The organism is Nocardia sp. JMUB6875, assembly GCF_041154655.1.
Taxonomy (GTDB): domain Bacteria; phylum Actinomycetota; class Actinomycetes; order Mycobacteriales; family Mycobacteriaceae; genus Nocardia.
The window spans coordinates 40,230-66,632 of sequence record NZ_BAAFGR010000016.1; the positions used below are offsets into that span (position 1 = coordinate 40,230).

The window sequence follows — 26,403 nt, forward strand, 5'->3', positions numbered from 1 at the left end:
GGGTCTATGTCCCGGCCACCGTGCCGATGTTGCGGGAACTGGTCGCCGACCGCGAGATTCGCGCGCTCAACGACACCGCCTTCGCGGTGACACCCGCGCTGCGCGAGGCCTACGCCTCCGGCGACGACGAGGAGCTGGCGGAGGTCGCCATGGCCGAGGCCGCGCGCGCCTCGCTGCGGCTGCTCGCCGAGGAACAGGCGGCGACGGATCTCGGCGGGGAGGACGCCGACGCCTCCGATGCCGCTCCGAAGGGACCGATCTTCCGCCGCGCGGTCATCGCCGCGGACGTGGACGACGCGACCCTGCGCCCCGATCTCGATGACGCGGTGGTTCGGCTCTCCGCCGCCATCCCCTACGACCGCATCGCCTCGATCCACGTGGATCTGGCGGAAGCGGAGTCCGAGGTCGCCAAGGCCGTCGAGGTAATCGACGCCGCCGATATGGGCGATGCCGACGCCGAATTCGTGCTCGGCGACGCCGAGGATCACCAGCTCGCCTGGTACGCCGCGCAGGAACTACCGTTTCTCCTCGACCTACTCTGATCAGGTCTTTCCGTCTGCCTCCGGCACCGTAACCTACGATGCCGTAACCTGGCCGTGACGGACGCGGTACGACGATAGGAACGGTTTCCGGATCATGGCATCGAAGAGTGGTGGATTCTCCGTGCGAGGTTTGCGGAATTGGCTCGAGGCTCCCGTGGCCGAGGGCGGAACCGCCGGGCGGACTCCTCTCGACACGCTGCGCGGCGCCGCCGCGCGCATCACCACTCCCCTATTGCCGGACGACTACGCGCACCTGATCAACCCCCTCTGGTCCGCCCGCGAGCTGCGCGGCCGCATCGTGGAGGTCCGCAAGGAGACCGCCGATTCGGCCACCCTGGTGATCAAGCCGGGCTGGGGCTTCGACTTCAAGTTCCAGCCGGGCCAGTACATCGGCATCGGCGTGCTGGTGGACGGCCGCTGGCACTGGCGCTCGTATTCGCTGACCTGCCCGCCGGATTGGTCCGGCGATGCCAATCACAAGGGCAAGCGGCTCATCTCCATCGCGGTGAAGGCGATGCCGGAGGGCTTCCTGTCCAGCCACATCGTCTCCGGCGTCCCGGCGGGCACCATCGTGCGCCTGGCCGCGCCGCAGGGCGGATTCGTGCTGCCGGAGCCGACGCCGGACAAGGTGCTCTTCCTGACCGCGGGCTCGGGCATCACCCCCGTGATGGCCATGCTGCGCACCATGGACCGCCGCGATTCGGTCCCGGACGTCATGCACATCCACTCCGCACGCACCCCCGACGACGTGATGTTCGGTGACGAGCTGCGCGAATTGCACGAGCGGCGACCGGGTTTCACCGCGCACCTGCACCTGACCGGCGACAAGGGCAAGTTCGCCCTCGCCGATCTGGACGAGGTGGTGCCGGATTGGCGCGAGCGCGAGGTGTGGGCGTGCGGCCCGCTGCCCATGCTCGACGAGATCGAGAAGTACTGGGCCGCCGCGGGTCTCGCGGACCAGCTGCACGTGGAGCGCTTCGAGATCGAGCGCAACGCCTCCGGCGAGGGCGGCACCGTCACCTTCGCCAAGGCCGGCCGCACCGCCGAGGTGGACGGCGCGACCACGCTGCTGCAGGCCGGTGAGAACGCGGGCGTGCGGATGCCCTTCGGCTGCCGGATGGGTATCTGCCAGACCTGTGTGGTGACCCTCACCGACGGCCACACCCGGGATCTGCGCAATGGCAAGGAGCACCGCGCGGGCGACAAGATCCAGACCTGCATCTCGGTCGCGGCGGGCGACTGCACCGTCGAGGTGTGACGCGCGGACCGGGCGCGCCCAATGCGCTCGGGAACGGCTACCCTCGATAGCAATCGAGCCTGAACGCGGTCCCGCTCGGGACCGCCCCCGCGCAGCGGTGCGAGGCAGTTCAACCACGGAAGGACCCGCCGGTGGCCATCACCGACATCAAGGCGTTCGCCCATCTCTCGGCGGCCGATATCGAATCGCTCGGCCATGAGCTCGACACGATTCGACGCAATGTCGAGAATTCCCTCGGCGAGAAGGATGCGAAGTACATCCGTCGCAGCATTGCGGCGCAACGCATTCTGGAGGCCGCGGGCCGTGCCACGCTGTTCGCGTCCAAGAAGCGCTGGGCCTGGCTCACCGGCACCGCACTGCTGTCGGTCGCCAAGATCATCGAGAACATGGAGCTCGGGCACAACATCAGCCACGGGCAATGGGACTGGATGAACGATCCGGAGATCCACTCCACCACCTGGGAGTGGGATATGACGGGCACCTCGGCGCAGTGGAAGGCCGCGCACAACTATTCGCACCACATGTACACCAATGTCCTCGAGATGGATGACGATCTGGGCTTCGGCATCCTGCGCATGACGCGCGACGAGGAGTGGAAGCCGGTCAATCTGGTACAGCCGGTGGCGAATCTGTTCCTGGCCGCGCTGTTCGAGTGGGGCATCGCGCTGCACGATCTGGCGGCGCAGAAGGAGCAGATGGGGATTCCTCCGACCTCGTTCTTCCCGCCGCGCAATGTGGTCAACGAGCCCAACAAGGCGTTCTGGCGCAAGGCCGGCAAGCAGGTCGCCAAGGATTTCGTGATCTATCCGGCGCTCACCGGTCCGGCGTGGAAATCGACGCTCAAGGCGAATGCCACCGCGAATCTGGTGCGCAATCTGTGGGCGTACGCGGTCATCTTCTGCGGGCATTTCCCGGACGGCGCGGAGAAGTTCACCGTGGAGCAGTTCGAGAACGAGACGCAGGGCGAGTGGTATCTGCGGCAGATGCTGGGCAGCGCGAATTTCGACGCGGGCCCGGTCATGGGCTTCATGAGCGGCAATCTCAGCTACCAGATCGAGCACCACCTGTTCCCGGACCTGCCGTCCAACCGGTATCCGGAGGTGTCGGTGAAGGTGCGGGAGCTGTGCGACAAGTACGACCTGCCCTACACCACCGGGTCGCTGGCCAAGCAATACCTGTTGGCGTTCCGCACGATTCACAAGCTGGCGCTGCCGGATCAGTGGCTCAAGCGGACCTCCGACGATGCGCCGGAGACGTCGTCCGAGCGCAAGTTCGCGGGCATCTCGCTGCCGTCGATGCCTACCTGGAACGGCAGTGAATGGCTGGCCGAGCACAGCGCGAGCGAGTGGCTGGCCGAGCATCAGCCGCACTGGGGGCTGGATCCGGTGACCGGTGAGCGGCGGGGGCTGCGGTCGGCCATGCAGGAGGCCAAGGTGGCGCTCAAGGAGAAGGCCGCGCACGAGAAGCAGGTGCTGCGCGAGGCCAAGCTCGCGCTGCAGGAAAAGGCAAGGGCCGAACGGGCTTTGCTGACGGACAAGGCCCAACGGGGCGGTTGGTTCTCGCGGAAACTCCGCCGCACTCGCTAGCAGAGTCCGATCTCGAAAACAATGCGGTATTCGACACGTCGGAGTTTCGATCCTCACCAACCTACGGGACCGTAACTTACGGTACTGTAACCGGCATGGCGATCTCGGATGTCAAGGAATACGCGCACCTCACCCCCGAGGATGTCGAGGCGATCGGGGCGGAGCTAGACGCCATCCGCCGTGAGGTCGAGTCATCCCTGGGTGAGAAGGACGCCCGTTACATCCGCAATGTGATCCGTCTCCAGCGTGGCCTCGAGATCAGCGGCCGCGCAGTGCTTTTCGCGAGTCTGTTCCCGCCCGCGTGGCTGGCCGGCGTCGCCCTGCTGGGCACCGCCAAGATCATCGAGAACATGGAGATCGGCCACAATGTGATGCACGGGCAGTGGGACTGGATGAACGATCCGGAAATCCACTCCACCCAGTGGGAATGGGACAACGCCGGTCCCGCCGAGCACTGGAAGATCACCCACAACTTCCTGCACCACAAGTACACCAACGTGCTGGGCATGGACGACGACATCGGCTACGGCCTGCTGCGCGTCACCCGGGATCAGCGCTGGTCGCCGTTCTACCTGGGGCAGCCGGTGTACAACCTGCTGCTGCAGATGTTCTTCGAATACGGCGTCGCCATCCAGCATCTGGAGCTCGGCAAGGTCGCCAAGAAGAAGTGGGCCCCGGATTCCCCGGAGCGCAAGCAGTTCGAGGAGGACCGCCGGACGGTGCTCAAGAAGATCGGCAAGCAGGCCGCCAAGGACTACCTGATCTTCCCGCTGCTCACCGGCCCCGCCTTCCTGGGCACGCTGACCGCCAACCTGGCCGCCAATGTGGTCCGCAATGTGTGGACCAACGCGGTCATCTTCTGCGGCCACTTCCCCGACGGCGCCGAGAAGTTCACCAAGTTCGACTGCGACAACGAGACCCAGGCCGAGTGGTACCTGCGGCAGATGCTGGGCTCGGCCAATATCTCCGGCGGCCCGCTCATGCACTTCATGACCGGCAACCTCTCGCACCAGATCGAGCACCACCTGTACCCCGACATCCCGTCGAACCGCCTGGCCGACATCGCGGTTCGGGTGCGGGCGCTGTGCGAGAAGTACGACCTGCCGTACACGACCGGTTCGCTGCCGGTGCAGTACGCCAAGTCGTGGCGCACCATCATGAAGCTGTCGCTGCCCAACAAGTACCTGCGCCGCGGCACCGACGACGCCCCGGAAACCAAGTCGGAGAAGGTCTTCGGCGGCGAGAGCACCATCGACCCGATGACCGGGAAGCGGCGCGGTCTGCGCACCGCGCTGGCCGAGGGTGGCCGCCGCCTGGCCCGCCGCAAGCAGCCCGCCATGGCGCGCTGAGCCGCGTAAATCGGTGAGAAAGGCCCCCGCTGACTGTTCGGCGGGGGCCTTTCCGCACTGATCGGGCACCGTGATTGACTGGTCGCCGTGTGTTCCGCAGGTCCCGAAGCCCCCACCGAATGTCTCAGCGTCTACGACGCCATCAAGCTGCGCCGTGACGTCCGCGCCGAATTCTCCGGCGAGGTGGTGGACGACGCGACCCTGCTCCGCATCCTGGAGGCCGCCCATCGCGCGCCCAGCGTCGGCAATTCCATGCCGTGGGACTTCGTCGTCCTACGGGACCCGGCCACGCTGAACAAGTTCGCCGACCACGTGGCCGAGAAGCGGCAGCAGTTCCACGATTCGCTGCCCGCCGACCGCGCCGAGACCTTCAACCCGATCAAGATCGAGGGGATCGTCGAGTCCGGCACCGGCATCGTGGTCACCCACGACCAATCCCGCGGCGGCACCCACGTCCTGGGCCGCGCCACGGTCCCCGAGACCGGGATCTACTCGACCATCCTGGCCATTCAGAATCTCTGGCTCGCGGCCACCGCCGAGGGTGTGGGCGTCGGCTGGGTCAGCTTCTATGACGAGCCCTACCTGGTCGATCTACTCGACCTCCCGGCCGACGTGAAACCGGTCGCCTGGCTCTGCGTCGGACCGGTCCACGAATTCCAGCAGGTTCCGGACCTGGAGCGTTTCGGCTGGCGCGACCGCCGCCCGCTCGAATCCGCGATTCACTGGGAACGGTTCACCCAGCGCGCCTGACTCAGTGCTGCGGGGCGGTGGCGTAACCGACGCCCGCGCCGATCCCGGCACCGAGGCCCGCGCCGACCAGTGCGCCACCGGCGGCGCCCACGGCGACCGGAATGGCCTCGCCCGCGGCGAATCCCAGCCCGGCACCGGTCACGATGCTCGCGGCAGTGAACGGCAGCACGACGGGAGCGCCACCGACCAGCATCGCGGGACCGTCGACCGCGGCACCCACGGCGGCGCCCGCACCGGCACCCACGGCCGCACCGGCCAGTCCGACGGGCAGACCCACGACGCCACCGGCCACACCGCCGGCGATGCCGCCGGTCACCGCGCCGACGCCCGCGCCGATGGCGGCGTCCTGGCCCATGAGGTTCAGGGTGTCGACCGGGATTCCGGTGGTGGGATCGCGCTGCACGTCGGCCACGGGGGCCGGGGCGGGATCATTGGAAACGGTTGCGGCGGAGGCGGTTCCGGCACCGGCCAGCACGACGGCGGCGGCGACGGGAAGAGCGATCACGGAGGAAACGACCATCTTGCGTACAGACATCGGAAACACCGGCTTTCAAGGGGAAGTTCGCTTTTCAATCCGCCTTTCACGGTAGTAACAGGTAAAAATGAGCGCACTCCGAAAAGGGCGTGATCGGCACCACGAAATGCTGCGGTTTGTCTCCGAAATACGCAGGTAGAAGCGATACGAACGCCCAAGACTGCTCTGTCCATCACATGTGATCGACAGAGCATTCCTCGATCTGGCTAACTTGTGGCCACCTCGGCCAGCCGCCGCGTCACCTCCGCGGCGAGTTCCGCACCGCCGGCCGTCCGCAGGGCCTCCTGCGCCGAGGCGCGCTGCACGTCGTCACGGGTGAGGAATCCGGCCTGGATCAAACCTTCGATCGGACTCACGCCATAGGTGCGGCTGAAGGCGATGACCGTTTCCGCGACCGGTGAATCGCCGCCGAGGTGGCGGGATACCCGCATCTGGTTGGTGCCCATGCGTGCGGCGATGGCGCGATCGCTGTCGCCGTGCGATACCGCCTGCTTCCATTCCCGGAATCCCACGGGGAAATTGTGTACCGGATGTGTTTCAGGCTGCGGCTATTTCGAGAAGGCTCGGCGCGTCTAGCGCAGGGCCTCGACGGGGCGGTGGCCGACGATCGCGAAGTCGTCCAGCGTTACCACCGGGTCACCGGAGTCCTGTTTGCCGGTGATGGTGATGGTGCCCGCGAAGACATCGCCCTGCGACACCGCGCCGCGGACCGGCGTCGCGAGCTCTACGCGCGCGCCGTCGATGGTGTAGTAGTCGGTCGGGCCGCCGTTGACGAACGCCAGCGTCCACACCGCCGCATCCGAATACACCAGCCCGTACACCGGAAATCGTTCGCCGGCGTGCTGTCCGGCGTTACGCAGTCGTTGATTCAGATCGTGATCGGCCACGGGCTGCTGCCCGGAGTCCGATCCCGTCGCCGGAAGTGGCAGCGCCGCAGCGCTTCCCATTCCACCGATACCGATGCCGACCGCGATCCCGATCGCCGCGGCACCGATCATCGTCCTGCGGACCATGATCCACCTCCGCTCGTCTCGTCCCCCTGGGGATACCCATTCGACACCGATTCCCCACCAAAGAAATACGAACCGGTAGCCAAAAGTCCCGGTCCGCCAGCGCGAACCGGACCTGAGCTGCGCGAAGACGCATTCACGCCGATCTCCGATGCCACGTCGCATACGGCACACGCGACACCGGAGCGGGTCGGCTAGACGCGTTCCAGGACGGCCGAGGCGCCGATGCCGCCCGCGGCGCAGATGCCGAGCAGGGCGGTGGACTTGCCGGTGAGGGCGAGTTCGTTGGCCATGGTGGTGACCATACGGGCGCCGGTCGCGCCGAACGGGTGGCCGAGGGAGACCGAGCCGCCGTGGACGTTGAGCTTGGCCGGATCGATCTGGCCGACGGCGGTGTCGCGGTCGAGGCGGGTCTTGGCCCATTCGTGGCTGGCCAGGGCCGAGACAACGGAGAGGGTCTGGGCGGCGAAGGCCTCGTGGATGTCGACGAAATCGATGTCATCCAGCGACATTCCGGCCTTGTCGAGGGCCCGCGGCATGGAGATGGCGGGGCCGATGAGGACCTGGTCGCGCGGGTCGACGCTGACGAAGCTCCAGGAGCGGAAGGCGGCGAGGGGTTCGAAGCCGAGCGCCCGGGCCTTCTCCTCGCTCATGAGCAGGACCGCGGACGCGCCGTCGGTGAGCGGGCTGGAGTTGCCCGCGGTGACGGTGCCGTTCTCGGCGAAAACCGGTGCCAGCTTGGAGAGTTTGGCCAGGCTGGTGTCGCGGCGCACGAGTCCGTCGCGGGAGACGGCGACGCCGTCGGGGGTGGATACGCTGAGCACCTCGCGGTCGAAGCGGCCCGATTCGATGGCGGCCGCCGCGCGGTGGTGCGAGGTGGCGGCGAAATTGTCCTGCGCCCCACGGGAAATGCCGTGGATGCGGGCCATCTTCTCGGCCGATTCGCCCATCACCTCGCCGGTGGTGCGCTCGGCGATCTGCGGCCGCCGCGGCATCAGGTCGAAGAACGGCGCCAATTGCGTTGCCGCGCTGAGGTAGTCCTTGGCCTTGGGCTTGCCCAATGCCAGCGGCGCGGCGGCGTGCACCAGCTTCTGCGGCAGCTTGACCTCGGCATTGCTGGTGGAGTCGCTACCGCCCGCGACCATGATGTCGTACTCGCCGCGCTCGATGGCGCCCGCCGCGGAGACGACGGCCTGCAGTCCGGACGCGCAGGCACGCGTAACGGTGTAACCCTCACAGCCCGGATCCATTTCGAGATCCAACGCGATCTCACGCGCGATGTTCGGCGCGCCGCTGGGCAGGATCACCCCGCCCCACACGATCGCCTGCACATCCCGCTTGGGCAGTCCGGTCCGTTCCAGCAGCCCGCGCACCGCGGTGTCGGCGAGGTCGATGGAGTCCATCCGCGTGAAGTCGGTGAATGCCCGCACGAACGGGGTCCGCGCCCCGGCGACGATGACAGCACGGCGAGCGCCCTTGGTAGCCATGGCACAGTTTTAACTGATACACGCCGTAACAGCAAGAGTGTGCTGGGCAACAGGCGACCGGGGCCTTGTCCCGAGACCCCGGTCGAAATGGGTGGTGTACGTGTCCCTTTACCGCGAACTAGGCGAGCCGGATGAGGCCGTAGTCGAAGGCGTGGCGGCGGTAGACGACCGACGGTCGGTCGGTCTCCTTGTCCTGGAACAGGAAGAAATCGTGGCCGACGAGCTCCATCTGATAGAGGGCGTCATCGACCGTCATGGGGATCGCGGGGTGCTGCTTGGTGCGCACGACGTGGCCGGGACCGGCGGATTCGCCGTCCATCTCGTCGGCCGAATGGTCGTGGGCGGCGGACCCGTTCGAGGTGAACAGGGAATCGTCGAGCAGGCCGGCCGTGGCTTCCGCCACCGAGATCGGGGTCTTGTCCCCGTGGTGCACGCGACGGCGATCCTTGAGCCTGCGCAATCGGCTCTCCAGCCGCTCCACCGCGAGCTCGAGCGCCGCGTAGAAGCTGTCCGCGCAGGCCTCGGCCCGGACGACCGGACCCTTGCCGCGGGCGGTGATCTCTATTCGCTGGCAGTTCTTGCGTTGACGACGATTGCGTTCGTGGGTGAGCTCCACGTCGAAGAGGTAGATGGTGGGGTCGAAACGCTCCAAGCGAGAGAGCTTGTCCGACACGTGAATTCGGAAATGGTCGGGAACTCCACCCTCACCGAGGGTCCTTCCCTTGACCACGACATCCGCACTGGTTGCCCGATTGGGCGAATCGTCGAGGGTGACCTCGTCGTCGAGCAGCACCGCGGTGTCTGCGTTCTTCGCTGAGAGTCGTGAAGTAGTCGTCACGCGTACCTCCCGGATCTGGCCGCACAAGCCGCTCGTGCGGCGGGATTGAAACGTGTGCCGATCGAATAATTCGCGTCGGCACATATGTCCGAGGCGCCACCTCCAAACTTGCGGTTCGGGTGTCTGATCGCCAACCTAGTGCGCCAGCGACCTGTCCGCCAGTGTTCACGCAAATTTCGAAGAATCAAGCCGCGCAGGTAACCAGCACGGCACGAACCGTCACATCCGCATCAGCCAGCGCAGCCACCGATTCGCGCATCGTGACACCGGTGGTCAGCACGTCATCGACGAGCACTACCTCGGCATTTGCCGGAAACCGGACACCCGGTGGCCGGGTGGTGGCTAGCATGATCCGCCCGTGCAGATTGTGCTGGCGATCGCGGTGCCCCAGGCCCACCGAGTCACGCACACCTGGACGCATGCGCAACATACGTACCAGTCGGCAACCCGGCAGCCAACTCGCCGCGACGATCGCGGAACGCGTCACCGGATCGCCTCCACGACGGCGCGCGGACACCGCCCGGCTCGGCGCGGGGATCAATATCAGCTCCCGATCGGTGTCCCGCAAACGATCCAGTCCCCTGGCCAGCGCGACACCCAACGGCTTTGTCAGGTCCCACCGGCAATGCTCCTTGACGGCCAGCACGGCCGCCCGCGGCGCACCCCGGTACCCGGCCAGCGCCCAGCACGGCACCCCGGGATCGGCGCGCGGCCGGATCCGTACCGGCGGCCCGGACAGCGCGGCCGCGCACTCGGCGCACCAGGCGGTCCCCGCCCGACCGCAACCACCGCACGAACGCGGCAGCATCAGATCCAGCAGCTCCCCCAGGCCCTTTCGTACGTCCCTCGTGTCCACAGCCCCCATGCACCCCAGTGTGCGCCTAGCCGGGCAGCACCGGTACCGCGTTGGCCCCCAATCCGGGAACTTCGCGCCAGTAGTCCTCGCGCCCTTCGGGATTGCGGGTCAGCTCCAGCACCGCGCGCGAGTCGGCGACATATTCCTGGTCCGGCGCGGCGCTCACCACCCGCACCGGCGGGGTGAGGTTCTGCGAGGTCTGGGCGCGGAATTCGGAGCCGTCCACCAGCACCCCGGCCACCGGGTCCACATTGCCGTCGCGGGCCACGATGACCTTCTCGTCGGTGAGCCAGTCGATGGACACCGCGGGCGTGCTCAGCCCGATGGCCAGCGGCAGCGGCGAGGTGAGCGCGAACTTCCCGCCCGCCTGCGGCACCACCACGGCCACGTACACCTTGCCGTTGGCGATGAGCGCCGCGCGCGCCCCGGACGGGGAGATGCGCAGTTCGGTGATGGGCACCCGCGGCGAGTTCGAATTGGCCGCCGCCGCCAGCAGTTCCGAGATGTCGACGTCCTGCACCGACACATTGCCGGTGGTGCGGTCGTGCACGGCGCGGATCACCCGGTCGCCGTCCACCACCGACCAGGCCGAGCTGCCGTCGGCGGGCCAGGACGGGCGGGTGAAGGTGCCGCCGGTGGCGACCGGGAAGCCCTGGCCGTCATAGGTTCCGATGATCAGCGTGCGCTCGGGTTCGGGGTCGGGGCGGCCGGACTTGGCGACCGCGGCCACCAGCTGCCCGTCCGGGGACAAGCCGACCGACTGCAGGGTGTGAGTGGTGCCGAAGAAGCCGGGCGCGGGGGTGATCCCGGTTTCGGTGAGCGCCACCAGCGAGCCGTCGCGCGCCGCGTGCAGCCCGGCGCGATTGCGCGCGACCACATCCGGGCTCTTGGCCTCGACGTCGGCGCGCTGCCAGCCGTTGGAGAACTTCTCCTCGAGCGGTTTGCCGTCGGCATTGATCAGGTACGGCCCCAGCACGTCCGCGCTCGACAGGGTCAGCACCACCTGAGCGGCCATCAGATCGCGGGCGGCCGGATCCGGGGGAGCACCGCTGAAGTCCACGGCCACCCCGCCGCCGCCGACCCCGACATTGTCGGGATCGCCATTGGCCTTGGTGATCGGCCCGCGCAGGGCCACGGGCGCGGCCATCGGGTTGTGCGTGGCGGGCGCCAGCGCCGCCTGCGTGCCCGCGCCGAGCAGGCTCAGCAGCCGCTGCGCCAGCTGGTCCTTGCGCACCGAGATCCAGCGCAGGTCCGGCACCATGGCGGTCCCGGCCAGGTTCGGGAAGAACAGCGAATACCGGTGATACGACTTGGCGAAGGCGCCCTGTTCCACGATCACCCCGGCGGGCAGATCCTTGATCCGCCATTCGCCGTCCAGCTTCTCCATCTCGATCTTGGTTTCCAGGGTGCCGTCGGCGGCCCGATAGGAGCCGTCGGCGGCCAGCTCGCCGATCTTGCGCGCCCGGATCACATAGGTGGCGGCGTCACCGGTGCGGGACTCGCGCAGCGTGTTCGGCTGCGAGTCCACGATGGTGGTGCCCTCCGCGTCGTCCCACGCCACATTGGCCGCGGGCGAGAGGAACTGGCGCGCCGCCTGATGCTTGTTGGTGGGGTCGGAGGTGGCCTGCAGGAAGTCCAGCAGCAGCTGCTCGGGTTCGCGGCCGGCGATGGGCGGATTGGGCGCGGTGCTGGTGGGCTGGTGGTCGAGGCTGCCCAGCGCCTGCGGCGCCGAGGAGTCCGGCAGGCTGGCGCAGGCGGCCAGCGGAACCAGGCAGCTCAGAGCCACCAGAGCCCGGCACAGGCTGATGAGGGGATGCCTCATGATTGGCCGTCCCCGGCGGTACCGCCGTCCGCGGTGGCGGAGGCGGAGGGGAATTCCGGTGCGATGGCGTCGAATCCGTCCTCGGCCGGGGTCTGCTCGGGCACGCCGTCGCCCGCGCCGTCCTCCGATTCGGTTGTGGTGGGCGCGGATTCGAGCACCGCCGCGAACGAGGCGATGGCCTCGGGCGTGGCGTCCGACGCCGCGATGTCCAGCGCCAGCTGTTCGGGTGAGACCGTCCCGCGAATCTTGGGCGGCTCCAACGACAGTGGGCTCGACCCCAGCTTCTTGCCGCGCACCAGCGGCAGCGTGAGCCGGAAGCTCGCGCCCACGCCGATCTCGCCCCACGCCTCGAGCTTGCCCTCGTGCAGGTTGGCGTCCTCGACGCTGATGGACAGGCCCAGGCCGGTGCCGCCGGAGCGGCGCATGCGGGAGGGGTCGGAGCGCCAGAAGCGGTTGAACACCAGCTTCTCCTCGCCGGGCCGCAGGCCGACGCCCTGATCGCGCACCACGATGGCGACCGCGTTGGCGTCCAGGTCGCCGCGCATGCGCATGAGCACCGGCTTGCCCTCGCTGTGGTCGATGGCATTGGCGAGCAGGTTTCGCAGCACGCGCTCGACGCGGCGCGGATCCACCTCGGCGACAAGGGGTTCCTCGGGCATGTCGACCACGAGTTCCACGCCGGATTCCTTGGCCAGGTGCCGCACCGTGGAGACCGCGGCCCGCGCGCACATGCGCACGTCCAGCGATTCCACCTGCAGCTCGGCCACACCCGCGTCGTGGCGGCTGATCTCGAGCAGGTCGTTGAGCAGGCCCTCGAACCGGTCGAGTTCGTTGACGAGCAGTTCGGCCGAACGCGCCAGCGCCGGGTCCAGGTCGTCGCTGGATCCGTGGATGAGGTCGGCCGCCATGCGCACGGTGGTCAACGGCGTGCGGAGCTCGTGGCTGACGTCGGAGGTGAAGCGTCGCTGCAGATTTCCGAACTCCTCGAGTTGGGTGATCTGGTTGGACAGGCTTTCGGCCATCTCGTTGAACGACATGGCCAGCCTGGCCATGTCGTCCTCACCGCGCACCAGCATGCGCTCCTTGAGGCGGCCGTCGGCGAAACGACTCGCGATCCGCGCGGCGGATCGGATGGGCAGCACCACCTGTCGGGTCACCAGCGCGGTGATCGCGGCCAGCAGCACCAGCAGCACGATGCCGCCGATGAGCATGGTGCCGCGCATGAGCGACAGGCTCCGTTGCTCATTGGTGAGCGGGAAGACCAGATAGATCTCCAGCGAATCGATATCGGCGGACGGGCTGCCGATGATCAGGGCCGGGCCCTTGTACCCATCCGGGCTGGAGACCGTGGCGAACTGATAGGAGACCTGCCGCTGCTTCACGAATTGGCGTAGCTCGCTGGGGATCTCCTGAATGGACCCGGAGGTGAGCTCCTGCCCGGTGTCCCCCGTCATGGCCAGCGCCGCCTCGTAACTGCCTGCGGCGCCGCCACTCTGGTTCCCGCCGGCGCTGTTGAACAGCGCGCGGCGGGCATCATCCAGACGGCTCTGCTGAGTGCCCGAATCGTGCACTCCGGTCAGTTGATTCTGAACGGTATTGCGGGCGCGGCCCATTTCGTCGACGGCCGCGCTGATCTTCGCGTCCAACAACCTGTCGGTGATCTGACTCGTGAGCACGACGCCCAGAATCGTGATGACGATCAGCGACAGGGTGAGCGTGGACACGACAACACGCAACTGCAGCGAACGCCGCCATGCATGGCCCAGTTGCTCGCCCAGATTGCGGAACCAGGCCATCACTACCGCCAGCCACCGCTGAACGCGGTTTCTGGAACCAGCGATCACGGCGGTCCGGCCTTGTAGCCCACACCTCGCACGGTCAAGACGATCTCAGGGTTCTCCGGATCCTTCTCCACCTTGGCGCGCAACCGCTGCACGTGCACGTTGACCAGGCGGGTATCGGCGGCATGCCGGTAGCCCCAGACCTGTTCGAGGAGCACCTCTCGGGTGAACACCTGACGCGGCTTGCGGGCCAACGCCACCAGCAGATCGAACTCGAGCGGAGTCAGCGAGATCTGCTGGCCGCCGCGGGTCACCTTGTGCGCGGGCACATCGATGACGATGTCGGCGATGGACAGCAGCTCCTGCGGCTCCTCCTCGGTGCGGCGCAGGCGGGCCCGCACCCGAGCGACGAGTTCCTTCGGTTTGAACGGTTTGACGATGTAATCGTCGGCACCGCTTTCCAAACCCAGGACGACGTCGACCGTATCGGTCTTCGCCGTCAGCATCACGATGGGCACTCCCGAGTCGGCTCGCAGTACCCGGCATACATCGATGCCGTTCATGCCGGGCAGCATGAGGTCCAGCAACACGAGATCCGGGCGCAGCTCCCGGACCGCGGTCAGCGCCTGCGTACCGTCACCGACGACGTGGGGGTCGAAACCCTCACCGCGCAAGACGATCGTGAGCATCTCCGCGAGAGCCATATCGTCGTCGACGACCAGAATCTTCGGCTTCATAACGTCTAGTTTGTCACCTCTCCGGCTCTGATTCGGCCGCCACGCCAACACTCGTGACCTGTCGGCGCACATCCAACCCTATCCAGCAACAATTTCCGCGAGGCGCGCGGTAAGTGTTGCCGGTTCGTCACCGGTCCGATGCACCCACCACGGTCCGTGCCAGTTGATTTCGGCCAGCTCACGATAGACAGTACCGGTGCGGCGCTGCAGTCCCCCGTCTTTTTCGTAGGAGTCCAGCGCCCGCGCGGTGTCGGCCGCGCCGCGCAGCCGGGCGCGCTCCTCCGCCACATCGACCGGAACATCCAGGAGAATCTGGACATTCGGGGCAGGCAGGGCGAATCGCTCGAATTCCAATTCCTCGATCCAGGCCACGATTTCACCGTGCGCGTCCTGTTCCATCCGCGCGGCGGAATAGGCGGCATTGGAGGCCACATAGCGGTCCAGTAGCACGATGTCGTTGTCGGCCAGCAGTTTCGAGAGTTCGTCGCGCGCGTCGGCGCGGTCGAGCGCGAACAGCAGCGCCATGGCGTTCACAGACCGAGCGGTATCTCCATGGCCGCCGCGCAGCGCCTCGGCGGCGAGGTCGGCGTGCACCGAAACGCCGTAGCGGGGGAAGGCGAGGGTGGCCACGCGCAGCCCGCGGGCGGTCAGCCCGGCAACGACGGCCTCGGTCAACGTGCGCTTACCCGCGCCGTCGAGGCCTTCAACCGCCACCAGTGCTCCCATGCAGGGCAGACTACCGAATGCTCGCTATAGTCCGCTCATGACTTCCGTACGCGTCAAGTCAGTGCAGCTCAAGCGTGCTTTCGCGGTCCTGGGAGTGGCGGTTGCCGCCGTCGGTTTGGCGGCCTGCGGCAACGACTCCGGCGATACGAACTCCTCGACCCCGGCGAGCCCGGCCGCCGACCCGCACCGGGCCTTCGATCTGCAGGCCCACCGCGGCGGACGCGGCATGACCATCGAGGAGTCGCTGCCCGGCTTCGCGAAGGCCCTCGAACTGGGCGTGTCCACACTGGAACTCGATATCGTGCTGACGAAGGACAAGGCGCCGCTCATCTGGCACGACCCGAAGATCCAGGGCGAGAAGTGCACCGATACCGCCCCGGCGTTTCCCGACGATCCGCAGTACCCCTACGTCGGCAAGCTGGTGCACGACCTCACCTTCGACCAGGTCCACACCCTCGACTGCGGCAAGAAGCTCGCGGGATTCCCGGAGGCGCAGGAACTTCCGGGCAACAAGATCGCCCGGCTGCCGGAGCTGTTCGATCTGGTGAAGACCTACCCGGGCGCGTTCGACGCCATCCGCTACAACGTGGAGACCAAGGTCGAGGCCGAGCACCCCGAACAGTCCGCCACCCCCGAGGAATTCGTCGATGTCATCCTCGGCGCGATCGGAGCGGCCGGGGCCACCGACAAGGTGGAGATCCAGAGCTTCGACTGGCGCAGCCTGCCGCTGGTGAAGGCCGCGAACCCGAACATCCCGACGGTGGCGCTCTACGACGACACCACCTTCAAGCCGAACAGCGCCTGGCTCGGCCCGGTGCACTACGAGGATCACGCCGGTGATCCGCTGGGCGCGATCAAGGCTCTGGGAGCGAACATTTCATCACCGGACTACAAGCTGATGACCGGCGCCGAATACGTCCGCAAGGCACACGATCTCGGTATCAAGGTGATTCCCTGGACGGTCAATGAGAAGGACGCCATCGGGCAGATGTTGGACCAGGGCGTCGACGGCCTGATCACCGACTATCCGAACCGTGCCCGAGAAGTCATGCAGGACAAGGGTTACCCCCTGCCGCAGTCCTTCCATAAATAACCCGCGCAAATCCGAAACGCCAGTCCTTCAATCCTTGTAGGGTCCGAGCCACCACTCCCCCCGCAAGGAGAGCACCTGATGAAGTCCCGCTTCACCTACACCCTGGCGGCCGTCGCCATCTCCGCCGCGACCCTCTCCACCGCCACCGCGACGGCCGCCCCACTCACCCTCGACCCCACCCCGATCGCCGGCACCTCAGGCTCCGGATCCGGTTCGGGCTCCGGCGGTTCCGGCTCGAGCTCCGGCTCCGACAATGTCGGCGGCACCGGCTCCAGCGCCAGCGAACTGATCAGCGCCGCCATCTGCACCCTCAAGGGCGGCACCTGGTTCCCGATCGTGGACATCTGCGTCTAGGCCCCAACGAGATTCGGCCGGTCACTCGAGGTGACCGGCCGAATCTTCAGGTGCTACAAGCGGTTCGCGAGAACCACACAGCCGCTCAGTAGCGGTAGTGGTCCGGCTTGTACGGGCCCTCCACATCCACGCCGATGTATTCGGCCTGGTCCTTGGTGAGCTTGGTGAGGGTGCCGCCGAGGGCCTCGACGTGGATCTTGGCGACCTTCTCGTCGAGGTGCTTGGGGAGGCGGTAGACCTCGTTGTCGTACTCCTGGGGCTTGGTCCAGAGTTCGATCTGGGCGATCACCTGGTTGGAGAAGGAGTTCGACATGACGAACGAGGGGTGGCCGGTGGCGTTGCCCAGGTTCAGGAGGCGGCCCTCGGACAGGACGATGATCGACTTGCCGGAGTCCTTGAACGTCCACAGGTCGACCTGCGGCTTGATGTTCAGGCGGTCGGCGCCGGAGCGCTCCAGGGCGGCCATGTCGATCTCGTTGTCGAAGTGACCGATATTGCCCAGGATGGCCTGGTCCTTCATCGCCTTCATGTGGTCGAGAAGGATGATGTCCTTGTTGCCGGTGGAGGTGATGACGATGTCGGCGTCGCCGATCGCCTGCTCCACGGTGACGACGTCGAAGCCGTCCATGAGCGCCTGCAGCGCGTTGATCGGGTCGATCTCGGTGACCTGGACGCGCGCGCCCTGGCCGGCCATCGACTCCGCGCAGCCCTTGCCGACATCGCCGTAGCCGCAGATCAGCACCTTCTTGCCGCCGATGAGCACATCGGTGCCGCGGTTGATGCCATCGATCAGCGAGTGGCGGGTGCCGTACTTGTTGTCGAACTTCGACTTGGTGACCGAGTCGTTGACGTTGATCGCCGGGAACGACAGCTCACCCGCGGCGGCGAACTGGTACAGCCGCAGCACGCCGGTGGTGGTCTCCTCGGTGACGCCCTTGACCGACTCGGCGATCTTGCCCCACTTGCCCTTGTCGGCTTCGAGGCTGGCGCGCAACAGGTTCAGGAACACCTTGTACTCGGCCGAGTGGGTCTCGTCCTCGGGCGGCACCACGCCCGCCTTCTCGAACTGCGCGCCGCGCAGCACCAGCATGGTGGCGTCGCCGCCGTCGTCGAGGATCATGTTGGCCGGCTCGCCCGGCCAGGTCAGCATCTGCTCGGCCGCCCACCAGTACTCCTCCAGGGTCTCGCCCTTCCAGGCGAAGACCGGGGTGCCCTTGGGCTCGTCGACGGTGCCGTGCGGACCGACCACGACCGCGGCGGCCGCGTGGTCCTGGGTGGAGAAGATGTTGCAGGAGGCCCAGCGGACCTCGGCGCCCAACGAGACCAGGGTCTCGATCAGCACGGCGGTCTGCACGGTCATGTGCAGGGAGCCGGAAATGCGCGCGCCCTTGAGCGGCTGCACGTCGTGGTACTCGCGACGCAGCGCCATCAGGCCCGGCATCTCGTGCTCGGCGAGGCGAATCTCCTTGCGGCCGAAGTCGGCAAGGGACAGGTCCGCCACCTTGAAATCGATCCCGTTGCGGACGTCGGGGGTCATCATGCTGGACACAGCGGTCGTCATCTGCCTCTCCATGGGTCGGCTGGCTTGGCGCTAAGGCTAGTCGGTCCGGCCTGGAACCCCCACGCGACGGCCGACGTGCGTACAGCGTACGCACGTCGGCCCCGGTTTGTCGATTCCGAAATCGCGCCTCAGGCGGCGGTCCGGTACTCGTACTCGGCGAGGATGCGCTCCCGCTTACGGGGTTGGATATTGGCCTGGCTGACATCGCCCGCGTAGTGCTGGAGCAGGCGCGGATCCATGATGTAGCGCCACAGCGGCGGGAACAACGCGAGCAGGATCATGGTGGCGTAGCCCGCCGGAAGCTGCGGCGCCTCCTCGGAGGTGCGCAGCGTCTGGTACCTGCGTCCAGGATTGGCGTGGTGGTCGCTGTGCCGCTGCAGGTGGAACAGGAAGATATTGGTGACCAGCCGATCGCTGTTCCAGCTGTCGCGCGGCGAGCAACGCGCCCAGTTGCCGTTGGGCCGACGCCGCCGCAGCAGCCCGTAGTGCTCGACGTAGTTGACTGTTTCGAGCAGCGCCGCGCCGATCACCGCCTGCAGCAGCAGGTACGGCAGAATCCGCCATCCGAAAATCCCCAGCAACCCGGCGAACAGCACCGCCGTCATCGACCACGCCTGCAGAATGTGGTTGTGCACGCTGAACCAGCGATGCCCCTTGCGCCGCAGCCGCTCGCCCTCCAGGTGGATTGCCGAGCGGAAGCCGCCGATCACGCTGCGCGGCAGGAACTCCCACAGCGACTCCCCCATCCGCGCGCTGGCCGGATCCTCCGGCGTGGCGACGCGGGCGTGGTGGCCCTTGTTGTGCTCGACGAAGAAGTGCCCGTAGGCCGATTGCGCCAACGCGATCTTCGACAGCCAGCGCTCCAGGCTCTCGACCCGGTGCCCGAGCTCGTGCGCGGCGTTGATGCCGATGCCGCTGACGAACCCGAGGGTGGCCGCCAGGCCCAGCTTGTTCGGGATGGACAGGTCGTCGCCGGCCCACATGTAGGCGGCGATGATCAGCCCGACCAGCTGCACCGGCAGGAACGCGTAGGTACACCACCGGTAGAACCGGTCGTTGGAGAGTAGTTCGTAGTCTTCGTCGCGCGGATTGGTGCCGTCTTCCCCGACGACCCAGTCCAGCACCGGAATCACGATCAGAACGATGATCGGTCCGATCCACCAGAACACCGTCAGCTTGGTATGGAGCACCAGCTGGGACGGCAACAACGCCGACGCGGGTGCGACGAGCCCCAGCACCCACAGGTGGCGTTTCGGATCCGGCGAACCCGACCGTTTGCCAACCAATTGCACTTTTGCCCCGCTAATCAGAAACCTCTTCGAACCTCGTCGAACTTCGCAGCTACATATCTTGGAACTTAGTCCCTGTTACAGCACCTGGTCGCCCCCAAAGGTGGCAACCGTTACATCATGAGCAGTCGGTTCTGCGGCACCGACGCATGTGGCACCAGTCACCTTGACCCCATTGGCAAACCGGTGGCGTGACCCCTGTCAGCGCAACCACACATATCGCACCTGTGGGCGGCCGGTTCGACCGTAGTCGGTTCGCCGTTCCACCACGCCGTCTTCGGCCAGACGCTCCAGGTAGCGCCACGCCGTCACCCGGGAGACGCCCACCGCGCGCCCGGCCTCGCCGGCCGAGAGCCCGTCCGCCGCGCCCCGCACCGCGCGCGACACCTCGTCCATGGTCTGGGGCGCAATGCCTTTCGGCAATGTGGCGCGCTGGTCGGGCGTGCGCAACGCCCCGAAGGCGCGATCGATATCCAGCTGCGAGACCGCCGTCTCCCCGGCCGGCAGGGCCGCCCGGTATTCGAGATAGCGTTCCAATTTGTCGCGGAAGGCGGCAAAGGTGAAGGGCTTCAACAGATACAGCACCACGCCGTGCGAGACGGCCGCGCGCACCATGGCCAGATCGCGGGCGGAGGTGACGGCGATGACATCGGGTCGCGGCCGCAGCCCCGACAGCGCGGCGGCGACGGCGAGGCCGCTCATATCCGGCAAGCCGATATCCATCAGCACCAAATCAACGGGGACGCCGGAAGATTGTGACCTTTTCGCGATCGAAACGGCGTCGCGTCCGGTGTGCGCCACCGCCACCACATCGAAACCGGTCAGCCGATTCACATAAGAGCGGTGTGCCGCAGCGATTTTCGGCTCGTCCTCGACGATCAATACCCGAATCGGTTTCTGCCCCCGAGGATTCATCGCGGGAACCTCACGATCACCGCGGACTCCGGTTCCCGCCGCGCCCGCAGCTCACCGGCGTGCCGCGCTACCAGGCGCCGCACCAGCGCCAGGCCCAGCCCGTGATGGTCGGTCTTGGTGGAGTACCCGCGCTCGGTGGCGCGGGTGAACAGCTCCTCGGACATGCCCGGCCCGCTGTCGGCCACCCGCACGAACAGCTCCGATTCATCCCGTCGCACAGTCACTTCCACCCACGCGTCCTCATCGTGCCCGACCTCGTCGAGCGCGTTGTCTATCAGATTGCCCAGCAGTGTGACCATCTCGTGCGGGCTGAGCGGATCGGTGCTGTCAAGAAGGGTGTCGCCGGTGACGGTCAGCTCGACACCGTACTCGGCGGCCTGCTCCACCTTGCCCAGCAGCAGCGCCACCACCGCCGGTTCGGCCACCGCGCCGGTGAGCCGGTCGATGAGGACCTGGGACAGTTCGAGTTCCGCGGTCGCGAAGTTCACCGCCTCCCGGTGGCGGCCCAGCTCGACCATGGTGACCACGGTGTGCAGCCGGTTGGCGGCCTCGTGCGCCTGGGCGCGCAGCGATTCGGCGAAGCCGCGCACGGAATCCAATTCTCCCAGCACGTCCCGCAATTCGGTGTGATCGCGCAGGGTCAGCACGGTGCCGATGCGGCGGCCGTCGTGCTCGACGACGTCCTGGTTGACCACCAGCACCCGGTCGGGGGTCACGTGCATCTCGTCGCGGACCACGCCGGTTCCCAAGCGCTGCAACGACACCGGCAGGTCCGAGCGCTTGATCGGCCCGTCGGGTAGGTCCAGCAGCAGACGCGCCTGATCATTGACCACCTCGGCGGTCTCATCCGATTTATCGAAGACCAGCAGCCCCTCGTGGATCGAATGCAGCACCGCGTCGTGATGCTCGTACATGGCCCGCAGCTCGCTCGGCCCCAGCCCGTGCGTCTGCCGTAACAGCCTGCGCCGCAACAGCAACGAGCTCAGCGTCGCCAGTAGCAGCCCGCCCCCGGCGGCGAGCAGGATGAGCGGCAACTGCGCCCGCACCTGATCACTGATATGCGTGCGCGTGACCCCGGCCGACACCAGCGCGACGATGCGCCCGTCCGCGTCACGCACCGGCGTCACCGCCCGAATCGAGGGTCCCAGTGTCCCGGCATAGGTTTCGGTGAACGTCTCCCCCGCCAGCGCGCGATCGATATTGCCGCTGAACGGTTTCCCGATCCGATCGATCTCGGTGTGCGTGTAGCGGGTCCGGTCCGGGGCCATCACCACGATGAAATCCATGCCGGTGGACTTGCGGATGGCCTCGGTCACCGGCTGCAGCAGCGCGGTCGGATCCGGGCTGCGCACCCCGGCCAGCGTCGAGGGCGACTGTGCGACCGCCACCGCGGTATCGGTGACCTCGGCCCGGGTGGCGTCGTCCTGCACCCGGCGCGTCTGCAGCACCGCCAGCACCGCGCCCGCCGCGATCACCACGGCCAGCACCAGCACCTGCACCACGAAGACCTGCCCGGCGAGGGTGCGCCGCGCCCGACTCCGACCTCTCACGACTCCTCCGGGTACTTCATGAACATAATTTACGAAACAGTGACCCCCGTCACTGTCCAGACCATGATTCTTCCCGATCACCCGTGTGGAGAACCGTCGCGCGGGCAGCGACCCGGAGGCACGACGAGATGAGCGAAACGACAACACCACAGCGCAGGGACCGTACCCACTGGCTCTACCTGGCCGTCATCGCGGCTGTCATCGCGGGCATTCTGGTCGGCTGGCTGGCTCCGGGTTTCGGCAAGAGCGTGGGTGAGCTCGGCACGCTCTTCGTGAACCTCATCAAGATGATGATCGCCCCGGTCATCTTCTGCACCATCGTGCTCGGCATCGGCTCGGTGCGCGCGGCCGCCAAGGTCGGCAAGGTGGGCGGCCTGGCGCTGGGCTACTTCCTCGTCATGTCGACGGTCGCGCTGGGCATCGGCCTGCTGGTCGGCAATCTGCTGCACCCGGGTTCGGGCCTGAACGTGGCGGCCCACGCCAAGGAGGTCACCAAGTACGCGACCGACGCCAAGGCGGCGGGCGGCACCTGGCAGTTCCTGCAGGACATCGTCCCGACCACGCTGCTGTCCTCGCTCACCTCGGGCAAGGTGCTGCAGGCGCTGTTCGTGGCGTTGCTGGTCGGCTTCGGCATCCAGGCCATGGGCAGTGCGGGCGAGCCGATCCTGCGCGGCGTGGCCTCGGTGCAGAAGCTGGTGTTCCGGATCCTGACCATGATCCTGTGGCTGGCCCCGATCGGCGCGTTCGGCGCGATGGCGAACGTGGTGGCGCGCACCGGGCTCGACGCGGTCAAGCAGCTGGCGCTGTTGATGGTCGCCTTCTACCTGACCTGCATCGTGTTCATCTTCGGCGTGCTGGGCATCCTGCTGCGGGTCGTCGCGGGCACGTCCATCTTCAAGCTGGTGCGCTACCTGGCCCGCGAGTACCTGCTGATCTTCGCCACCTCGTCCTCGGAGTCGGCGCTGCCCCGCCTGATCGCCAAGATGGAGCATGTCGGCGTCGACCGCACCACCGTGGGTGTGGTTGTGCCGACCGGGTATTCGTTCAACCTCGACGGCACCGCCATCTACCTGACCATGGCCACCCTGTTCGTGGCCGACGCCATGGGCAAGCCGCTGTCCTGGCACGAGCAGATCGGCCTGCTGCTGTTCATGATCGTCGCCTCCAAGGGCGCGGCCGGCGTCACCGGCGCGGGCCTGGCCACCCTCGCGGGCGGGCTGCAGAGCCACCGGCCCGAACTGCTCGACGGCGTCGGCCTGATCGTCGGCATCGACCGGTTCATGTCGGAAGCCCGTGCGCTGACCAACTTCTCGGGCAACGCGGTCGCCACCCTGCTGGTCGGCACCTGGACCAAGACCATCGATCCGGCCCGCGTCACCGCGGTGCTCAACCGCGAGATCCCGTTCGACGAGGCCAGCATGGTCGAGGACCACGCGCCCGCCGAACCCGAAAAGAACCTGGTTCCAGCCTGACCCCAACCCCCAGGCGGAACCGGGACCGCCGGCGCGTTAACCCCCCGTCGCGCCGACGGAACCCGCACAGACCCTGGTGCTAGACGCCGACCGCGTCCAGCGCCAGGGTCGCGGCGATGGCATTGGCCAGCTCCGCGCCCTTCACCTCGAAGTGCCGGGAGAAGTAGGTGAGATGCTCACCGTGCTCGTGGAAGTGGTGCGGAGTGAGTACCGCGGAGAACACCGGCACGTCGGTCTCGAGCTGGACCCGCATCAAGGCGTCGACGACGGTCGAGGCCACGAAATCGTGGCGGTAGATGCCGCCGTCCACCACGAGTGCGACGCCCGCGACCGCGGCATAGCGGCCACCGGTCGCCAATCGCTTGGCCTGCAACGGGATCTCGAACGCGCCGGGCACGTGGATCACGTCGACCTCGGCGTAGCCACGATCGAGCAGGCCCTTGCGGGCGGATTCCACGGCCTTCTCGACAATCTCGCTGTGCCACTGCGCGGCGACGAGGGCGATGCGATTCGGATTGGGTGACATGGGGATTCCTCCTGTTCGCGATGTCACCCAGGGCATAGACGCGAACAGACCCGTCCGACGATGCGGACCGGCCGGTGCCGCGTTCTCTTTCATCCGGACTGTGACCGTCGGCTCCGGGATCACACCGGAATCTGCTCGACCCAGGCCTTCCGAGGAATCGCCTGGCGCTCGCGGGCTCGTGCGTCCCAGAAGGTCTGGAAGCCATCACCGCCGGTGGGGATTTCCGCCCCGCCCTGAGAACGTGTACAAGTTCGGACCTTAGCACCGAAGTAGCGTTGGTTCGTAGGCCCGGTGGGGAATTCCACCGTTCAGGAAATCGGCAAGGCCAGATCCTGAGCCACGGATTCACATCCGCGACGTTGACCCGGGTCCGAAGGGGCCCGGGATCTTCCCGTGGCGATACCCATAGCCCCCGAGGAGGTCTTACGCGGGTTTCCAGCGGGCATTTTTTCCGTCCCGGCGCAACTCGCCGTGGACGTTTCGATCTCGACTAGAGCCGCCAGATTACGGGCGGCGTTGAGATCACGATCGAGCACGAGTCCGCACTCGTCGCAAGAGAACGTCCGGTCGCGCAGGCGCAGCTTGGCTTTCACCACGCCACACGCCGAACACCGCTTCGAACTCGGGAACCAACGATCCGCCACCTGCAATGTCGCTCCACGCCAACGACTCTTGTAGTCGAGCTGTCGTCGAAACTCGCCCCAGCTGGCATCGGCTATGCGTCCTGATAAGCGCCGATTCGCCAGCAGACCAGCCACATTCAGGTCTTCTACCACCACCGTGCGGTAGGAGTCGGTCAGTTCGGTGGTCAGCTTATGCAGTCCATCACGACGTGCGTTGGCAACTTTGACATGCAAGCGTGCGAGCTTCGCTTGAGTCTTCCGCCAGCGGTTCGACGGCATGGTGCGGGTCTTGGAATCAGGACCTCGACGACGCGCGGCGCGGCGCTGCAGGCGACGAATTCTGGCCTGTGCACGAACGAGATACTCCGGATTGGGGACCACTCGGCCGTTGGACAACACCGCCAACGACTTCACCCCCAAATCCACCCCAACTGTCTCACCTGACTGCACGCGAACCGGCTCCGCGCGGACAACTTCGACCGAGAAAGCTACGAACCAACGGCCGCCCTGCAAAGACACAGTTGCCGAACGAATCCGACCGCTGCCACGGTCAAGGTGGCGAGCAAGTTTGCGCGTGGATTCGCCCGTGCGTACCACCCCGATCCTCGGCAGCTTGATGTGTCGGCGGTCTGCATCGACCAAACCCAGGCTGCCGGTGGTGAATCGACATGACCACACAGCGCGTCGGCTCTTGAAACGGGGAAACCCGACCCGCCGCCCGGCACGCTTCCCATCTCGAGAATCGCTCCAGTTCTTCAGTGCAGTAGCCACATTCGCAAGCCCCGACCCGTAGGCTTCTTTCGAATTCTCGGCCCACCAGGGCGCAACCTCAGCCTTGGCTTGGTTCCACGCCCTACGAAGGCCATAAGCTGACCACTCCACTGCAGGAGTCAACTGATCATCGGTCGGACCAAAAGAGGCCTCGGCAGCACGTGTCTCGAGATTCGCACGAACGAAGGACAGACCCCAGTTGTACGCAAAGCGCTGTGCCCCACAATGTGATCGCAGCGCTTGTTCCTGCGCCGCAGTTGGTTCCAGCGCGTACCGGTACGCTTGAATCACGCTGTTCCGCGGAGCACCGTTAGCAGCCCTGGCGGTCGTCACTCGCCTAATCTAGCGGTCCAGCATCACTCTCGCACAGGTTTTCGAATCGATCCATGGGTAGAACTCGCCGGCAAGGTCGCCCGACTTGCACTCAGGCCGCTCATTGATATGAGCGTGCACCTTCGGTGGCCCTGAGGCGCTCTGCCCGTACATCTTCCAATTTCCGGGCTGTGGCCGACTCAATCAGCGCGCTATGCGGCAAGAGCGGGTATTCGCGCTCGTAGCCATCGTTGAGACAGACTGTCACCCGCGCGTTTCCTGGCGGTCCTGTTCCGAGGTGGTCTGCATGGCTCACCAGGGATCAAGGGCAGCTGATCGTCGGGACCATTTCCATGTCAGTGAACTGATTGGGGCTTGGAAAGCATGACCGGCAATACCTTTCAAGGGCGACAGATAGAGATCACCGATTTCAGCGATATCAGCGTCGATCGGCGAGTCTTCGAGTTCACCGACCCGGCCATACCCAGGCGTGGCTCCCACTTCGCCATTGCAGTCCCGGACCCGGACGAGGGGAACGGGTCATGGACCGATGCGGTGGTGAGCCTGGACGTCAACGAGGTTCCCGTTGATCTGCTGCTGTGGGCGATCGCAAAGGCCAAGGAGATTTCCGGGTTGTAAGGGCTCTCAGAGGTCCCGGTG

General features: G+C 66.7%; 25 protein-coding genes and 1 riboswitch. Of the genes, 9 read left to right on the forward strand and 16 right to left on the reverse strand.

Annotated features, from left to right (window positions below; all coding sequences use genetic code 11):
* The first annotated feature begins 26 nt into the window (after nucleotides 1-26).
* The 5 genes from ACAM49_RS06610 to bluB all read left to right on the forward strand — a co-directional run bounded on the left by ACAM49_RS06610 (nucleotide 27) and on the right by bluB (nucleotide 5,485).
* Entirely contained in the window at nucleotides 27-542 is a 516-nt protein-coding gene (locus ACAM49_RS06610; protein ID WP_369634577.1) for a hypothetical protein, read from the forward strand.
* 94 nt (nucleotides 543-636) lie between these two features.
* Nucleotides 637-1,800: a ferredoxin reductase gene (locus ACAM49_RS06615; RefSeq protein ID WP_369634549.1), complete on the forward strand. Its 1,164-nt coding sequence runs from the start codon at nucleotides 637-639 to the stop codon at nucleotides 1,798-1,800.
* Nucleotides 1,801-1,931: 131 nt separating this feature from the next.
* Nucleotides 1,932-3,386 carry a fatty acid desaturase gene (locus ACAM49_RS06620; RefSeq protein ID WP_369634550.1) on the forward strand — a complete coding sequence of 485 codons (1,455 nt, stop codon included), beginning with the start codon at nucleotides 1,932-1,934 and terminating at the stop codon, nucleotides 3,384-3,386.
* A gap of 95 nt (nucleotides 3,387-3,481) precedes the next feature.
* Entirely contained in the window at nucleotides 3,482-4,735 is a 1,254-nt protein-coding gene (locus ACAM49_RS06625; RefSeq protein ID WP_369634551.1) for a fatty acid desaturase, read from the forward strand.
* A gap of 87 nt (nucleotides 4,736-4,822) precedes the next feature.
* On the forward strand, nucleotides 4,823-5,485 hold the full coding sequence (gene bluB / locus ACAM49_RS06630; protein WP_369634552.1) for a 5,6-dimethylbenzimidazole synthase: 663 nt from the start codon (nucleotides 4,823-4,825) through the stop codon (nucleotides 5,483-5,485).
* Nucleotide 5,486: 1 nt separating this feature from the next.
* Here bluB and ACAM49_RS06635 read toward each other — a convergent pair whose 3' ends face one another.
* From ACAM49_RS06635 to ACAM49_RS06680, 10 genes are all read right to left on the reverse strand, one after another.
* Nucleotides 5,487-6,020, reverse strand: a complete 534-nt coding sequence (locus ACAM49_RS06635) for a hypothetical protein (protein ID WP_369634553.1) — start codon at nucleotides 6,018-6,020, stop codon at nucleotides 5,487-5,489.
* 206 nt (nucleotides 6,021-6,226) lie between these two features.
* Nucleotides 6,227-6,532: a hypothetical protein gene (locus ACAM49_RS06640; protein WP_369634554.1), complete on the reverse strand. Its 306-nt coding sequence runs from the start codon at nucleotides 6,530-6,532 to the stop codon at nucleotides 6,227-6,229.
* Between the two features lie 60 nt (nucleotides 6,533-6,592).
* The gene (locus ACAM49_RS06645; RefSeq protein WP_369634555.1) at nucleotides 6,593-7,033 is read right to left on the reverse strand and encodes a hypothetical protein; all 441 of its coding nucleotides are present in this window, start codon (nucleotides 7,031-7,033) and stop codon (nucleotides 6,593-6,595) included.
* Nucleotides 7,034-7,224: 191 nt separating this feature from the next.
* A complete protein-coding gene (locus ACAM49_RS06650; RefSeq protein WP_369634556.1) occupies nucleotides 7,225-8,517 on the reverse strand; it encodes an acetyl-CoA C-acyltransferase in 1,293 nt (430 codons plus the stop codon).
* Nucleotides 8,518-8,635: 118 nt separating this feature from the next.
* Complete coding sequence (raiA, locus tag ACAM49_RS06655; RefSeq protein ID WP_369634578.1) at nucleotides 8,636-9,310, reverse strand: ribosome-associated translation inhibitor RaiA; 675 nt, start codon at nucleotides 9,308-9,310, stop codon at nucleotides 8,636-8,638.
* Nucleotides 9,311-9,539: 229 nt separating this feature from the next.
* On the reverse strand, nucleotides 9,540-10,220 hold the full coding sequence (locus tag ACAM49_RS06660; RefSeq protein ID WP_369634557.1) for a ComF family protein: 681 nt from the start codon (nucleotides 10,218-10,220) through the stop codon (nucleotides 9,540-9,542).
* Nucleotides 10,221-10,236: 16 nt separating this feature from the next.
* Nucleotides 10,237-12,033: an MtrAB system accessory lipoprotein LpqB gene (lpqB, locus tag ACAM49_RS06665; RefSeq protein ID WP_369634558.1), complete on the reverse strand. Its 1,797-nt coding sequence runs from the start codon at nucleotides 12,031-12,033 to the stop codon at nucleotides 10,237-10,239.
* Nucleotides 12,030-13,829 (reverse strand): MtrAB system histidine kinase MtrB, encoded by a 1,800-nt coding sequence (mtrB, locus tag ACAM49_RS06670; RefSeq protein ID WP_369634559.1) that lies wholly within the window; start codon nucleotides 13,827-13,829, stop codon nucleotides 12,030-12,032. The genes lpqB and mtrB overlap by 4 nt, the downstream gene beginning before the upstream one ends.
* A 44-nt stretch (nucleotides 13,830-13,873) precedes the next feature.
* Nucleotides 13,874-14,551 carry an MtrAB system response regulator MtrA gene (gene mtrA / locus ACAM49_RS06675; protein ID WP_029931579.1) on the reverse strand — a complete coding sequence of 226 codons (678 nt, stop codon included), beginning with the start codon at nucleotides 14,549-14,551 and terminating at the stop codon, nucleotides 13,874-13,876.
* Nucleotides 14,552-14,629: 78 nt separating this feature from the next.
* Nucleotides 14,630-15,277 carry a dTMP kinase gene (locus tag ACAM49_RS06680; RefSeq protein WP_369634560.1) on the reverse strand — a complete coding sequence of 216 codons (648 nt, stop codon included), beginning with the start codon at nucleotides 15,275-15,277 and terminating at the stop codon, nucleotides 14,630-14,632.
* A 37-nt stretch (nucleotides 15,278-15,314) separates the two neighbouring features.
* On the opposite strand from ACAM49_RS06680, the gene ACAM49_RS06685 reads away from it, so the two are divergent.
* On the forward strand, nucleotides 15,315-16,370 hold the full coding sequence (locus ACAM49_RS06685) for a glycerophosphodiester phosphodiesterase (RefSeq protein ID WP_369634561.1): 1,056 nt from the start codon (nucleotides 15,315-15,317) through the stop codon (nucleotides 16,368-16,370).
* 78 nt (nucleotides 16,371-16,448) lie between these two features.
* On the forward strand, nucleotides 16,449-16,724 hold the full coding sequence (locus ACAM49_RS06690; protein WP_369634562.1) for a hypothetical protein: 276 nt from the start codon (nucleotides 16,449-16,451) through the stop codon (nucleotides 16,722-16,724).
* Nucleotides 16,725-16,809: 85 nt separating this feature from the next.
* Here the strand turns inward: ACAM49_RS06690 and ahcY are convergent, their stop codons facing one another.
* The 4 genes from ahcY to ACAM49_RS06710 all read right to left on the reverse strand — a co-directional run bounded on the left by ahcY (nucleotide 16,810) and on the right by ACAM49_RS06710 (nucleotide 22,039).
* Nucleotides 16,810-18,285, reverse strand: coding sequence for an adenosylhomocysteinase (gene ahcY, locus ACAM49_RS06695; RefSeq protein ID WP_369634563.1), 1,476 nt, complete (start codon nucleotides 18,283-18,285; stop codon nucleotides 16,810-16,812).
* Between the two features lie 128 nt (nucleotides 18,286-18,413).
* The gene (locus tag ACAM49_RS06700) at nucleotides 18,414-19,577 is read right to left on the reverse strand and encodes an alkane 1-monooxygenase (RefSeq protein ID WP_369634564.1); all 1,164 of its coding nucleotides are present in this window, start codon (nucleotides 19,575-19,577) and stop codon (nucleotides 18,414-18,416) included.
* A 198-nt stretch (nucleotides 19,578-19,775) separates the two neighbouring features.
* Nucleotides 19,776-20,489: a response regulator gene (locus ACAM49_RS06705; RefSeq protein ID WP_369634565.1), complete on the reverse strand. Its 714-nt coding sequence runs from the start codon at nucleotides 20,487-20,489 to the stop codon at nucleotides 19,776-19,778.
* Nucleotides 20,486-22,039 (reverse strand): ATP-binding protein, encoded by a 1,554-nt coding sequence (locus ACAM49_RS06710; protein ID WP_369634566.1) that lies wholly within the window; start codon nucleotides 22,037-22,039, stop codon nucleotides 20,486-20,488. The genes ACAM49_RS06705 and ACAM49_RS06710 overlap by 4 nt, the downstream gene beginning before the upstream one ends.
* Nucleotides 22,040-22,167: 128 nt before the next feature.
* On the opposite strand from ACAM49_RS06710, the gene ACAM49_RS06715 reads away from it, so the two are divergent.
* On the forward strand, nucleotides 22,168-23,511 hold the full coding sequence (locus tag ACAM49_RS06715; RefSeq protein ID WP_369634567.1) for a cation:dicarboxylase symporter family transporter: 1,344 nt from the start codon (nucleotides 22,168-22,170) through the stop codon (nucleotides 23,509-23,511).
* A gap of 79 nt (nucleotides 23,512-23,590) precedes the next feature.
* On the opposite strand, the gene ACAM49_RS06720 is transcribed toward ACAM49_RS06715, so the two are convergent.
* On the reverse strand, nucleotides 23,591-24,037 hold the full coding sequence (locus tag ACAM49_RS06720; protein ID WP_369634568.1) for a 6,7-dimethyl-8-ribityllumazine synthase: 447 nt from the start codon (nucleotides 24,035-24,037) through the stop codon (nucleotides 23,591-23,593).
* Nucleotides 24,038-24,114: 77 nt separating this feature from the next.
* A riboswitch (FMN riboswitch) is annotated at nucleotides 24,115-24,282 on the reverse strand.
* Nucleotides 24,283-24,345: 63 nt separating this feature from the next.
* Nucleotides 24,346-25,722, reverse strand: a complete 1,377-nt coding sequence (gene tnpB / locus ACAM49_RS06725; RefSeq protein ID WP_369634569.1) for an IS607 family element RNA-guided endonuclease TnpB — start codon at nucleotides 25,720-25,722, stop codon at nucleotides 24,346-24,348.
* 405 nt (nucleotides 25,723-26,127) lie between these two features.
* Here tnpB and ACAM49_RS06730 point away from each other — a divergent pair, with 405 nt between their 5' ends.
* A complete protein-coding gene (locus ACAM49_RS06730) occupies nucleotides 26,128-26,382 on the forward strand; it encodes a hypothetical protein (protein ID WP_369634570.1) in 255 nt (84 codons plus the stop codon).
* Nucleotides 26,383-26,403: the final 21 nt, after the last annotated feature.

Coding starts and splice junctions, on each gene's coding strand:
- ACAM49_RS06610 (WP_369634577.1), top strand. CDS start 27: ATGTTGCGGGAACTGGTCGCCGACCGCGAGATTCGCGCGCTCAACGAC.
- ACAM49_RS06615 (WP_369634549.1), top strand. CDS start 637: ATGGCATCGAAGAGTGGTGGATTCTCCGTGCGAGGTTTGCGGAATTGG.
- ACAM49_RS06625 (WP_369634551.1), top strand. CDS start 3,482: ATGGCGATCTCGGATGTCAAGGAATACGCGCACCTCACCCCCGAGGAT.
- ACAM49_RS06635 (WP_369634553.1), bottom strand. CDS start 6,020: ATGTCTGTACGCAAGATGGTCGTTTCCTCCGTGATCGCTCTTCCCGTC.
- ACAM49_RS06645 (WP_369634555.1), bottom strand. CDS start 7,033: ATGGTCCGCAGGACGATGATCGGTGCCGCGGCGATCGGGATCGCGGTC.
- ACAM49_RS06650 (WP_369634556.1), bottom strand. CDS start 8,517: ATGGCTACCAAGGGCGCTCGCCGTGCTGTCATCGTCGCCGGGGCGCGG.
- ACAM49_RS06660 (WP_369634557.1), bottom strand. CDS start 10,220: ATGGGGGCTGTGGACACGAGGGACGTACGAAAGGGCCTGGGGGAGCTG.
- lpqB (WP_369634558.1), bottom strand. CDS start 12,033: ATGAGGCATCCCCTCATCAGCCTGTGCCGGGCTCTGGTGGCTCTGAGC.
- mtrB (WP_369634559.1), bottom strand. CDS start 13,829: ATGGCCTGGTTCCGCAATCTGGGCGAGCAACTGGGCCATGCATGGCGG.
- mtrA (WP_029931579.1), bottom strand. CDS start 14,551: ATGAAGCCGAAGATTCTGGTCGTCGACGACGATATGGCTCTCGCGGAG.
- ACAM49_RS06680 (WP_369634560.1), bottom strand. CDS start 15,277: ATGGGAGCACTGGTGGCGGTTGAAGGCCTCGACGGCGCGGGTAAGCGC.
- ACAM49_RS06685 (WP_369634561.1), top strand. CDS start 15,315: ATGACTTCCGTACGCGTCAAGTCAGTGCAGCTCAAGCGTGCTTTCGCG.
- ACAM49_RS06690 (WP_369634562.1), top strand. CDS start 16,449: ATGAAGTCCCGCTTCACCTACACCCTGGCGGCCGTCGCCATCTCCGCC.
- ahcY (WP_369634563.1), bottom strand. CDS start 18,285: ATGACGACCGCTGTGTCCAGCATGATGACCCCCGACGTCCGCAACGGG.
- ACAM49_RS06705 (WP_369634565.1), bottom strand. CDS start 20,489: ATGAATCCTCGGGGGCAGAAACCGATTCGGGTATTGATCGTCGAGGAC.
- ACAM49_RS06715 (WP_369634567.1), top strand. CDS start 22,168: ATGAGCGAAACGACAACACCACAGCGCAGGGACCGTACCCACTGGCTC.
- ACAM49_RS06720 (WP_369634568.1), bottom strand. CDS start 24,037: ATGTCACCCAATCCGAATCGCATCGCCCTCGTCGCCGCGCAGTGGCAC.
- ACAM49_RS06730 (WP_369634570.1), top strand. CDS start 26,128: ATGACCGGCAATACCTTTCAAGGGCGACAGATAGAGATCACCGATTTC.